Below are 13510 nucleotides of genomic sequence, written 5' to 3'. Positions count from 1 at the left end.
ATATGCTTTCCACAAAAATCTCTTTGAAAACGAAGTTACTGGCTATCCTGACTTTTTTGTCTTTTTGTTCGCCTGTGTTGGCACAAAACCAAGCTACTTGGATTTGGTATCCAGGCGATTTTGAGGTCTGGTTGAGCAACAAAATGCAAAATAGAAGGACAGAACGTGGTTCTTTTTTTCCTCCATTTTGGAAATTGGATAGTCACTATAACTTAGTTGATTTTCATAAAGATTTTGATTTGCCTGCCTCTGAAGAAGTATCCCTTTTTGTAGAAGGTCAGTTTAATGTGAAGATAGATGGAAAAGCAATCAGCGGTTTCCCTAAAAAAATCATAGTACCCGCAGGAAAGCATAAGGTAAGTTTAAAAGTGTTTTGCCAAGACCGTGTGCCTGCCATTTTTGTGCAAGGAAAAAGAGTAGTCTCAGATGCTTCTTGGTTAGTAACCTTTGAAGATAAAGAATGGATTGATGAAACAGGAAAGGCGTCTGACCAATCGGGTACAAAATGGCTCAATGCAGGATTTTGGAATTTTAATTCACCACAAGTACCTCCCTCTAAATTTAAATTAGAAACGAAGGTTCAGCATGCCGTAAAAGTTGAGAAGAAATCACAAAGCCTATTGGCTGATTTTGGCAAAGAAACTTTTGGTTTTATCAAATTACATGGTTTAAAAGGAAAAGGTAAAATCAAGATTTATTATGGAGAATCGAAAGAGGAAGCCTTAGCTACAGAAACCTGCGAAACCTTAGATGATATTGATGTAAATCAGACTAAGAAAAGCAATATGACCATGGAACTTTCAAAGGCTTTTCGGTTTGTCAATATAAAATTTGATGCCACAGTTTCGCTCGATTCTGTTTCGATGTTATATGAATATTTACCCGTAGCCGACCGTGGTGGATTCCGTTGTTCTGATGAACAGATTAATAAAATCTATGATGTTTCAAACTATACTTTTCATTTGAATACCCGTGAGTTCTTTATTGACGGTATCAAGCGTGACCGCTGGATTTGGTCGGGAGATGCTTATCAGAGTTATTTGATGAACTATTATTTGTTGTTCGATTCTCCATCAGTAACACGTACCTTGTTGGCTCTTAGAGGAAAAGATCCAGTGACTAGCCACGTAAATACCATCATGGATTATACCTTTTATTGGTTTATCGGCATCAACGACTATTATCAATATACGGGCGATAAAACATTTATTCAGCAGTTTTATCCAAGAATGCAAAGTTTGATGGATTACTGTTTATCACGCCGAAATAAAAATGGCATGATGGAAGGGTTAACGGGCGATTGGGTTTTTATTGACTGGGCGGATGGTTTAAGTAAAAAAGGAGAAGTGAGTTTTGAGCAATTGCTTTTAGCGAGAAGTCTTGAAACAATGGCAACATGTGCGAATATTGTAAATGATACTGAAGGAGCCAAAAAGTACAATCAATTAGCAGTGGATTTGAAAGCGAAACTTTTTTCAAATTATTGGAATGATGAAAAGCACGCTTTAGTACATAGCCGAATAGAAGGAAAACAGACTGACAACGTAACTCGTTATGCCAATATGTTTGCGATTTTCTTTAATTATTTAGATGAAGCCAAAAAGCAAGACGTCAAAAAAAATGTGTTGTTGAATGATAAAATTCAAAAAATTACAACACCATATATGCGTTTTTATGAACTTGAAGCACTCTGTGCCTTGGGTGAACAAAGCTATGTGTTGAAAGAAATGAAAGACTATTGGGGTGGGATGTTGAATTTAGGAGCGACTTCTTTCTGGGAAGAATATAATCCTAACAAAAAAGGTGATGAACATTATGCGATGTATGGTCGCCCTTTTGGAAAAAGCCTTTGTCATGCATGGGGAGCAAGCCCCATTTATTTATTAGGCAAATATTTCTTAGGCGTAAAACCTACCTCTGCGGGTTACAAAACTTATTTGGTTGAACCACAATTAGGAGGTTTGCAGTGGATGGAAGGTGCTGTGCCGACACCTGATGGGGATGTAAAGGTGTATTGTAGTACAAAACAAATCAAAATAAAAGGAGCTGGTGGAATAGGTACTTTACGTTTTAAAAGCCAAATAAAACCAACTTGCCAAGAAGGAACTATCAAAGCGTTAGCAAAAGATATGTATGAGTTAACCTTGGAAAAAGGTAAATCATACGAAGTGACTTATGGATTATAATATTTAGGAGTATTGATTAAAAACGGACGAATATCGTCCGTTTTTTTATTTATCCCTATAAAAACCATAAAGAAGAGTATCTTAAATAAAGAATCCTCTTTAAGAAATGCGAATGATAGTTTTGCCGTAATTTTTCACATCATCTGAACATTATTTAGATAAGATAAAATTGTATAATAGTTAGGAAAAATGATAGAAAAAAATGTCTGGCTTTAACAATAAATTTGTATCATTATTTTAGGCAAGTTGAATTTTATTAATACTTTATTAGATTTTTCTTGAAAATAGAAAAGTTGTCCAATCGCTTTATCAATATATTATATCATCGTATGAATAATTTTTTGAAATATATTATCCTTAACCTGCTGATTTTCTGTGGCTTTTCTTTACAAATATTAGCTTCGCAAAGTCCACAAAAAAAACGGTTAGCTACTATTTTATTGGCTGACACTAGTCAAGTACGTGTCAAATTTGGTGTTGATAAGCTCAAAACAAGTTTGTCAGCAATAGGCTATCAAGTAGCGGTAAAGCTTGTTTCTGAAACAAAAGAACAAGGAACAATCATCTTGATAGGTACTTTATCAGATGAAAAGCTTCAAAAGGCATTTTCTTTATACAATCTTGACAATAATAAAGAGCTTAAGAAAGAAGGCTTTTCAATTGCTAAAGCACTTAATAAACCAATCTCAATTGTTGGGAAAGATGCATCAGGAGTATTGTATGGATGTTTAGCATTAGCAGAGGAAATCAAAGAAAAAGGAAAAGTATCAGAAGAAATTAACATCACCGAACAACCAGAAATGGTTTTGCGTGGTACTTGCATAGGCTTACAAAAGCCAACTTTGTTGCCAGGAAGAGGAACTTATGAATATCCGTATACGCCTGAGAGTTTTCCTTGGTTTTATGATAAAGCCATGTGGATTCAGTATTTAGATATGATGGTCGAAAACCGTTATAATTCTTTGTATTTATGGAATGGACACCCTTTTTCGTCTTTAGTGAAGCTAAAAGAATATCCTTATGCGGTAGAAGTTGACGATGAAACTTTTAAAAAGAATGAAGAGATTTTTCGTTTTCTAACACAGGAAGCTGATAAAAGAGGTATTTGGATAATACAGATGTTTTATAACATTATTATTCCTAAACCTTTTGCTGAAAAACATCATTTGGAAACACAAGACCGAAATCGTCCTATCATTCCTATTATTGCCGATTATACACGTAAATCAATAGCAGCCTTTGTGGAGAAATATCCCAATGTGGGTTTATTAATTACGTTAGGAGAAGCGATGGAAGGAGTAGGGCAAGATGATGTTGATTGGTTTACCAAGACAATCATTCCTGGGGTGCAAGATGGTTTAAAGGCATTAGGACAAACCACCGAACCGCCTATCGTTTTACGTGCGCATGATACTGATGCACCAAGAGTAATGAAAGTAGCTTTGCCGTTATATAAAAACCTATACACCATGGCAAAGTTCAACGGAGAAGCACTGACTACTTATACACCACGAGGTTCATGGGCTGAATTGCACAGAAGTTTAAGTAGAATCGGAACGGTTCATGTAGAGAATGTCCATATTCTAGCGAATCTTGAGCCTTTTCGTTATAGCTCACCAGACTTTATCCAAAAATCAGTGTTGGCAATGCACAATACTTATGAGGCTAATGGGCTGCATTTGTACCCACAAGCATCGTATTGGGATTGGCCATTTGCGGCGGATAAAGTGGGTGATAAGCGTTTGATGCAAATTGACAGAGACTGGATGTGGTATAAAACTTGGGCAAGGTATGCATGGGATTCCCACAGGAAACGTGATACTGAAATAAATTATTGGGGAAAAGAACTAGCCAATAAATATGGTTTGCCACAAGAAAAGGCAAAAAATGTGTTGGAAGCAATGGAAGAAGTTGGAGAAATTTCACCAAAATTGCTTAGACGTTATGGTATTACCGATGGTAATCGTCAAACACTTACTTTGGGAATGTTGATGACACAGTTGATAAATCCTTTCCGTTATGGATTATTCACGATGTTGTATGAATCGGAAGCACCCGAAGGCGAAATGATTATTGAATATGCCGAAAAGGAGTGGAAAAATGAAAAACACATAGGAGAAACACCTGTAAGAGTTGCCGACGAAGTAGTAGAACATGGTAGAAAAGCCGTTGTAGCCATCAATAAAGCTTCAAAATTTGTAACAAAGGATAAAGCAGAATTTGCTCGTTTGAAAAATGATACTTATTGTTATGATGCCATGGCAAATTTCTATGCAGAAAAAGTAAGAGCGTCATTAGCAGTACTTCGCTATAAAAATTCCAACGACATAAAAGATTTAGAAAAGGCATTGCCTTATTTAGAAAGTAGCGTAAAACATTTTGGGGACTTAGTAAAATACACCCAAAATGCGTATTTATATGCGAATAGTATGCAAACCAAACAGCGTAAAATCCCAATGCGTGGCGTAGATGCAACTTTTATCCATTGGAAAGAAATGTTGCCTGTTTATCAAAAAGAATTGACACGATTTAAGTTTTCGATTGATTCGCTTAAGTCTCAGAAAAATGTTGTCATAAAACAGCCAGTACTTTTTGAAGATGTTGAAGTAAAAATCACCTCAAACATTGAAGGATTTTATCAGAATGAAAAAGCGCAACAAGTATTTTCAGATACTTTATCAGCCATTGGTGATTTGGCTGTTGAATTAAAAAAACTAAAAGGAATAAAGTTTAGCAAAGACAAGCAACAAACAGTAGGCACAAGCATAACTTTTACAACTACTGATCCTGTAAAGTTATTAGTAGGATTTTTTAATGATAAAAACCGTAAATTCTTGCAAGCACCTGAATTAGAAACAGATGCGAGTGCTAATGATTACGGACAGTCGGAAATTAAGATTTCTAATGCTTTACTTATCGCTGGATTTCCTGCTGTTAATATTCATGCTTATTCGTTCAAAGCAGGAACTCATACCTTGAATCTTGGCAAAGGAGCTTGCTTAGTATTAGGTTTCATGAAAGGGAATCAAGAAATACCAATCTCAGATGCAGGTTTGGCTGGCAACAAGAAAAATATAGATTGGCTATTTGAGTAAATAGCTTTCAGCTTCTAGCTAAAAGCTTTGAGTTTTTAATCCAAAAACCTTATTGGTTTAAACATAGATTTGAATGATGAAATTAAAATTTTCTTTTTTATTAATGATTTTGCTTTGGCAAGGGTATCATACTTCTGCTCAAAAAGCAACCATATTATCAACAGATAAGCTAAAAAGGGTTGTAACAGAATTTAATGCATCAGATGATGAAGCTGTGGTAAATTATGTGCCAAATGCCCAATCTTTTGAATGGCTTTCTCAGAATATTCCATTGTTTGAATGTCCAGATTCGGTCATTCAGAAAGTATATTATTATCGTTGGTGGGCATTGCGGAAGCATCTTAAACAAACTGCTGATGGATTTATCTTTACAGAATTTATTACCAAAGTAAACCATGCAGGTAAACACAATGCTGTCAGTAGTGCTTTAGGGCATCATATCTATGAAGGACGTTGGCTCAGAAACCAACAATATATTAACGATTATATTACTTTTTGGTTGGATGTCGACCCTAAGCATACCGTCCAACGATTTCATGGATTTAGTAGTTGGATAGATAATGCAGTATACAATCGTTATTTAGTGAATTTAGATAAGGCTTTTATCGAAAAAAATCTTCTGACAATGGAAGCTGATTATCGCAAATGGGAAGTAGAAAAACAATTACCTAATCAGCTTTTCTACCAATTTGACGTAAAAGATGCCATGGAAGAATCTATCAGTGGCGGAAGAAAAGAGAAGAATATTCGTCCTACCATTAATAGCTATATGTACGGAAATGCCAAAGCCTTAACTGCTATGGCAAACCTCGTTCATAATGATACGATTGCAAAAAAATATGAGGAAAAAGCAATAGTACTTAGAAAATTGGTACTCGATAATTTGTGGGATGAAAAGGCTTCTTTTTTCAAAGTAAAACTTGAAAAAACAAATGGCTTTTCGGATGCTCGTGAAGCAATAGGTTTTATTCCTTGGTATTTTAATTTACCAGAAGACAAATACAATGTTGCCCTTGCGTGGAATCAATTGACGGACACTTCGGGCTTTAAAGCTCCTTGGGGATTAACGACTGCCGAGCGTCGTCATCCATTATTTAGAACTCACGGTTCTGGTCATGGTTGTGAATGGGACGGACCACTTTGGCCTTATGCCACGACGCAAACGTTGAAAGGGTTATCTAATTTGCTTACTAATTACAAAAATCATGGAACGATGAGTTCACAGGTTTTTTATGATGAGTTATTCAAATATGCCAATTCACATCAAATGAATGGCAAGTTGTATTTGGGTGAGTATCAGGATGAAAAAAATGGAGAATGGCTAAAAGGAGATAATCCTAGAAGTAAGTTTTACAATCATTCTAGTTTTGCAGATTTGATTATTAATGACTTGGTAGGACTAAAACCTAGGGCCGATAATATATTAGAAATCAATCCATTAATTCCTGAAAAACAATGGGATTGGTTTTGTTTAGACAACGTTTTTTATCACGGGAAAAACCTAACAATTCTTTGGGATAAAACAGGGGAAAAATACGGAAAAGGCAAAGGCTTTGTGGTATTTGTTGAAGGAAAACAAATAGTCAAAGCTAAAAAATTAAAACATTTAAAGGTGAGTTTATAAGTTATCAGTGTCAACTCTTACTATTAGGAGGCGACTTAAGTCGCCTCCTAATAGTAAGAGTTGAGTAATATTTTTATACATAATGTTATACTTAAATCCCTTAACTGACAAATCCATAGACTATTCATCATGAAATCCACTTCTTTACTCAAAAGCCTTCTTTTTATTTTTTTACCATTGCTTACCAATGCCCAAGCTTATAAACTTTGGTACAAAAAGCCTGCGGAAAAATGGACGGACGCTTTACCAATCGGAAATGGTAGATTGGGTGCAATGGTTTTTGGAGGAGTAGAGAAAGATAGAATACAATTTAATGAAGAAACGTTGTGGACAGGTGAACCAAGGAATTATAATCGTCCAAATGCTGCCCAGCACTTAGTCGAAATCCGACGATTATTACAAGAAGGAAAGCAAAAAGAGGCTGAACTGTTGGCTCAAGAAAAATTCATGGGAACCAAAAGCAATGAAGGGCAACGGGAAGACTGGTTAAAGGGATTAAAGTTATTAAGAGAATTTTCTGGAAATCCTGCGGACGAAAAATTTGATGATACTGCTTGGAAGACTATCAAAGTGCCAACTTATGAAGGTTGGGAAACGGTAGGGCTGGAAGGGCTAGATGGGGCACTTTGGTTCAGGACTACTTTTGATTTACCAGCGAATTGGCAAGGTAAAAACTTGATATTAGATTTAAACAGAGTCCGTGACCATGATTTTACTTATGTAAATGGAAAATTAATCGGTACAACCAATAGCATAGATATTAGAAAATATGAGATTCCTGCTGAAGTATTAAAAGTAGGAAAAAATTGCATCGCTATTCAGATAATTAATTACTTTGATAAAGGTGGAATAGCAGGGTATAAAGACACTACCAGACATATCGGGATTTATCCAGTAGGAGAGAATGGCGTACAAAGAATATCTTTAGTGAAAGATTGGAAATATTTTATTCAAGATGATGAACCACCAGCAGTAGGTAAATATCAGGCTGATTATCAGCCTTTTGGAGATTTATTCCTTGATTTTAAAGGGACTGAAAACTATACTAACTATAAAAGAGAATTATCACTTTCAGAAGCTATTGTTAAAACAAGCTATACCTCAAAAGGGATAGATTTTACTCGAGAATATTTTGCCAGTGAACCCAATCAGGCAATAGTGGTACATCTTTCAGCTAGTCAACTGAAAAGTATTAGTTTTGAAGCTAGTTTGACAAGCCCGCATAAATATTTTGAAGTTCACAACATAGATACTCATACCTTATCCTTATCTGTGAAAGTTCGAAATGGTGTTTTGAAAGGAGAAAGTAATCTCTTGATTGTTGCTAAAAATGGGAAAATTAGTGTCAATGACAATAAAATTTCAGTTGAACAATCAGATGATGTAACGCTTTATTTAGTGGCAGCAACCAATTTTATTGATTATGAAAATATATCTGCCAATCCAATAGAAATTTGTAAAAAGAGGATTGAAAGTATCCAACAACTTACCACTACCAATCCAAAGGCTTTTCTTACGGTCAAACAAAACCACCTGAAAGAATACCAACAATATTATAATACTTTTTCAATTGACTTTGGAAAAAATAATATGGACAAGTTGCCGACAGATGAAAGGATACAACAATTTCAACATCATTCAGACCCATCTTTCGCAGCCCTCTATGTTCAATATGGGCGGTATTTGCTAATTTCTTCATCCAGATTAGGAACGAATCCTGCTAATTTACAAGGCATTTGGAACGACTTGCTAACACCACCTTGGGGAAGTAAATATACCACCAACATTAATGCAGAAATGAATTATTGGCCAGCCGAAGTCCTGAACCTATCGCCTATGCACGAATCTCTTTTCAAGATGATTGATGAAGTAGCTAAAAAAGGTGCTGAAACTGCTAAAATGCATTATAATGCTCGAGGTTGGTTGGTGCATCACAATACTGATATTTGGCGTGGAACGGCCCCTATCAATGCTTCGAATCATGGTATTTGGGTGAGTGGGGGCGGATGGTTGAGTCAGCACCTGTGGGAACATTACTTATTTACCCAAGACAAAGCTTTCTTGAAAAACCGTGCTTATCCTATCATGAAAGGAGCGGCAGCGTTTTTCGTAGATTTCTTGGTAAAAGACCCTAAAACGGGTTGGTTAATCAGTACACCTTCTAATTCTCCTGAAAATGGGGGATTGGTAGCAGGTCCTACAATGGACCATCAAATCATTCGAAATTTATTCAAAAACTGTATTGAAGCCAGTGAAGTATTGAAAATTGACAAAGCTTTTAGAGATACTTTAATAACGAAATATAAGCAGATAGCGCCTAACCAAATTGGGAAATACGGACAGTTGCAAGAGTGGCTAGAAGACAAAGATGATACCACTAGCAAACATCGTCATGTATCGCATTTATGGGGAGTTCACCCTGGCAATGACATTACTTGGGAAACATCGCCAGATATGATGAAGGCTGCGAGACAATCATTAATTTATCGGGGAGACGAAGGAACGGGATGGAGTTTGGCTTGGAAAATCAATTTCTGGGCTAGGTTCAAAGATGGCGACCATACCATGAAAATGATTAAAATGCTGATTCGTCCAGCGAGTGGAGCAGGAGGGTCGTATGTAAATTTATTTGATGCGCATCCACCATTTCAAATTGATGGTAATTTTGGTGGTGCCGCAGGTATTGCTGAAATGCTCATTCAAAGCCATACAAAATACCTTGATTTATTGCCTGCTTTACCAAGTGATTTAAAAGAAGGAACTGTAAAGGGAATCAAAGCCCGAGGTGGCTTTGAATTAGATTTTACGTGGAAAGAAGGAAAGCTGGTAAGTCTGAAAATATTATCAAAAGCAGGAGAAAAATGTGTTTTGAGGTATGGGGATAAAGTGCTTGATTTTAAAACCACGAAGGGTAAAATTTATACATTTAATGGAGCGTTGCAATAATGAGAATATTCATATATCGTTTTTTAATTCTGACACTTTTTTTGTCCCCTCATTCCGAAGCACAAACACTTCTTCGCAAGGATATTTCATTAGATAACAATTGGTTTACTACAGCAAACGATACCCTTTCCAAAGCTTTTGCCCATTTTGAGCAAAATACATTTTCAGTCGCAACTTGGAAAAATGTAAATGTTCCACATAATTGGGACCAGTATGAAGGATATAGACGAATCCTACATGGCAATAAGCACGGTTATGCATGGTATCGCAAAAGCTTTAAAATAAAAGAACAGAAACTAGGGAAACGTTTTTTCTTATATTTTGAAGGTGTGAGCTCGTATGCAACTGTTTGGCTAAATGGAAAAAAAATGGGTACGCATGCGGGTGGAAGAACTACTTTTACATTAGATGTTACAGCATATATTTTGCTTGATAATCAGGAAAATACATTAGCGGTTCGTGCCGACCACCCTGCTAATATCCAAGATTTACCTTGGGTTTGTGGGGGATGTTCGCCTGAACGAGGTTTTTCTGAAGGCTCACAACCAATGGGTATTTTCCGACCAGTTCATTTAATCGTAACTAACGAAGTACGAATAGCACCTTTTGGTATTCATATCTGGAATGATTCAACGGCTTCAGAAAAATCGGCTACGCTGAAATTAATAACAGAGATTAAGAATTATGGAAAAACATCGGCAACGATTACGATACTGAATGAACTAATCGATAAAACAGGTATAACCATAACAAAAGCAGAGACGCAAGAGAAAGCTGCTTCGAATGCTACTGTCACCATTAACCAACAGTTTTTTCCCATCAATCACCCACACCTTTGGTCTTTAGCTGACCCGTATCTATATCAACTACGTACAAGTATTTTTCAAAATGGGAAAAAAATAGATGAAATGAAAACGGATTATGGTATCCGTACCATCAGTTGGCCCATTGGAAAAAAGGATTCAAAACAGTTTCTATTGAATGGAAAACCTGTGTTTATCAATGGCATCGCAGAATATGAACACCTAATCGGGAATAGCCATGCCTTTGGCAAAGAACAAATTTATGCGAGAGTACAGCAAATCAAGTCGGCTGGGTTTAATGCTTTTCGAGATGCTCACCAACCACATAATTTAGCTTATCAGCAATATTGGGATAAATCGGGCATACTTTGGTGGCCACAAATGGCGGCTCATGTCTGGTACGATACGCCTGCTTTCAGAGAAAACTTTAAGACACTTTTAAAAGACTGGATTAAAGAACGAAGAAATAGTCCATCTATAGTACTCTGGGGTTTAGAAAATGAAAGTACTTTACCTGAGGATTTTGCCAGAGAATGTAGCGATATTATTCGTCAACTTGACCCTACAGCATCTTCACAACGCAAGATAACAACTTGTAATGGAGGAAAAGGGACTGATTGGGATGTTCCACAAAACTGGACAGGTACTTATGGAGGTGACCCTAACTTATATGGTCAGGATGTAGAAAGGCAAGTATTAATTGGTGAATACGGTGCTTGGCGAACCTTAGATTTGCATAAAAACGAGGGTTTTAGTGAAGATAAAATGACCAATTTGATGGAATTGAAGGTGCGTTTAGCAGAAGCTGCTAAAGATAAAACCACGGGTCACTTCTTTTGGCTTTTTAATTCGCACGAAAACCCTGGGAGAGTGCAAGGAGGCGAAGGTCTACGTGAATTAGACCGTGTTGGACCTGTTAATTACAAAGGCTTATTGACGCCTTGGGAAGAACCATTAGATGTTTTTTATATGTTTCGGGCAAATTATGCATCTAAAATAACAGAACCAATGGTTTATATTGCCTCGCATACTTGGCCAGACCGTTGGACAACTACAGGTAAAAAAGATAGCATCATCGTATATTCTAATGCTGATGAAGTAGAATTGTTTAATGATGTGAATCATGTTTCCTTAGGAAAAAGGAAACGGAATGGAATAGGTAGCCATTTTCAATGGGATGGTGTTGATATACAATACAATGTTTTGTATGCCGTTGCTTGTGTAGATGGGAAAGCCGTCGCCAAAGATTATATCGTATTAAATCATCTTCCAGAGGCACCACATTTTAAGGTACTTTATCAAGGAAAACAAGACTTAGTAAGCTCTCAAAAAGATTATCATTATTTATACAGAGTAAACTGTGGGGGAAACCAAGTGACGGATAAACAAGGTAATAAATGGTTAGCGGATCAACACAAGACGAATAAAAATACTTGGGGCTCTAGTTCATGGACGGATGATTTTGAGGGAATCCCTAATTTTTTTGCAAGTCAACGAAGAACATTTGACCCAATTAAAGGCACGTCTGATTGGAAATTGTTTCAGACCTTTCGTTATGGTCGTGATAAATTAAAATACCATTTTGATGTGCCTGATGGAGAATATCTAGTAGAATTATATTTTATTGAACCTTGGTTTGGCGCTGGAGGTGGGATGGATTGTACAGGTTGGCGTTTGTTTGATGTAGCAGTGAATGAAAAAACAGTATTGAAAAACCTAGATATTTGGAAAGAAGCTGGGCATGACGGAGCCTTGAAGAAAACCATAAAAGTAAAAATATCAGGTGGTCAATTAATCATTTCATTCCCGAATATCAAATCTGGTCAAGCATTGATTTCAGCGATAGCGATAGCCAGTTTAGATAAAAAATTAAAAGCAACTGCTACTAATTCGAGTTTAATTCAATCGGAAGAAATACCTTTAAGCAAAATTCAGCATTGGCTAGATACTGGTGACAAACTATATGCCGATGACGAAGCGAAAATAGTATCATTACCAGCCAATTTGTTCGGGTCAGAATCCTTACAGTTTACGAAAAATGATTCATCAGAAAAGCTTACTTTTACAGTCAACGAAAATGTTGATGTTTTTGTGGCGATAGCTGAAACAGTAATGCAAAAACCAGCGTGGCTTGCTAGCTTTGAAGAAACAGGACTTTTGATTCAAACAACGTATCAAAATGGAGTGTCATTTAAAGTATTGAGAAAACGCTTTTTGAAAGGAGAGAAGGTTGTACTTGGGGCTAATTCAGAAAAATCACCACATTATTTAGTGATGATTAATCAAACTAGTACGATAGAACCAGCTTATGACTTAAAAACCATCAAGAGTTATAAAGCTACCAATGCTCAATTATCAGGGACAGGCGTAAAGAAAGAATTTTTGATGGAAAAAGAAAGAGTTTCTTTCAAAAAGCCTTCTGCAGGTGCAATGGAATGGACCATTGGCGTTGGTGTGGCAGATACATATTCCTTAACCATAAAGTATTATAATCCTACGGAACAATCATTGAAAGTTAGGCTTGATATGGTGACGACCAACGGGACAATAATCAAAAAAGATGATTTGATTGTTTTTCCTCCTTCCAAAAAAGGGAAATGGAGTTACTATAATACTAGTACAGGAACGATGATAAATGCGGGGACTTATCAGTTAAAACTGACCTCGGAAGATGCTGAAAACCTGTCGATTGACGCACTTGATGTGCAATAAATTGCTGATTTGTCGAAAAAATCTTTGCAAAAACTTGTAACAAGATAATATCGTATAATACTAAAGAAAAATCCTATAAATAATCAGAGAAATACTACTGTATATTTGTCCTGTTGAATATAGAACCAAATACAGTTTTATAAT

5 protein-coding genes are annotated in these 13510 nt (G+C 36.3%); all 5 read left to right on the top strand.

What is annotated here, in order from left to right; all coding sequences use genetic code 11:
* Positions 1-2 precede the first annotated feature (2 nt).
* The 5 genes from AC07N0_RS17370 (at position 3) to AC07N0_RS17350 (ending at position 13366) form a co-directional block, all read left to right on the top strand.
* The gene (locus AC07N0_RS17370; RefSeq protein WP_494590189.1) at positions 3-2186 is read left to right on the top strand and encodes an alpha-L-rhamnosidase-related protein; all 2184 of its coding nucleotides are present in this window, start codon (positions 3-5) and stop codon (positions 2184-2186) included.
* A 341-nt stretch (positions 2187-2527) separates the two neighbouring features.
* Positions 2528-5281 (top strand): alpha-d-galacturonidase, encoded by a 2754-nt coding sequence (locus AC07N0_RS17365; protein ID WP_494590188.1) that lies wholly within the window; start codon positions 2528-2530, stop codon positions 5279-5281.
* Between the two features lie 73 nt (positions 5282-5354).
* The gene (locus AC07N0_RS17360) at positions 5355-6905 is read left to right on the top strand and encodes an MGH1-like glycoside hydrolase domain-containing protein (RefSeq protein WP_494590187.1); all 1551 of its coding nucleotides are present in this window, start codon (positions 5355-5357) and stop codon (positions 6903-6905) included.
* A gap of 129 nt (positions 6906-7034) precedes the next feature.
* On the top strand, positions 7035-9851 hold the full coding sequence (locus AC07N0_RS17355) for a glycoside hydrolase family 95 protein (protein ID WP_494590186.1): 2817 nt from the start codon (positions 7035-7037) through the stop codon (positions 9849-9851).
* Positions 9851-13366: a malectin domain-containing carbohydrate-binding protein gene (locus tag AC07N0_RS17350; protein WP_494590185.1), complete on the top strand. Its 3516-nt coding sequence runs from the start codon at positions 9851-9853 to the stop codon at positions 13364-13366. Before AC07N0_RS17355 ends, AC07N0_RS17350 begins: the two co-directional genes overlap by 1 nt.
* Positions 13367-13510: the final 144 nt, after the last annotated feature.

The sequence above is a fragment of the Arcicella sp. GW821-FHT09D11 genome (assembly GCF_059416265.1).
The sequence above is the reverse complement of the archived record's forward strand: the minus strand, read 5'-3'. Positions and strand labels throughout refer to the sequence as shown.

Excerpts from the sequence above, each read along its gene's own strand:
- AC07N0_RS17370 (WP_494590189.1), top strand. The coding sequence starts at position 3 with ATGCTTTCCACAAAAATCTCTTTGAAAACGAAGTTACTGGCTATCCTG.
- AC07N0_RS17360 (WP_494590187.1), top strand. The coding sequence starts at position 5,355 with ATGATGAAATTAAAATTTTCTTTTTTATTAATGATTTTGCTTTGGCAA.
- AC07N0_RS17355 (WP_494590186.1), top strand. The coding sequence starts at position 7,035 with ATGAAATCCACTTCTTTACTCAAAAGCCTTCTTTTTATTTTTTTACCA.
- AC07N0_RS17350 (WP_494590185.1), top strand. The coding sequence starts at position 9,851 with ATGAGAATATTCATATATCGTTTTTTAATTCTGACACTTTTTTTGTCC.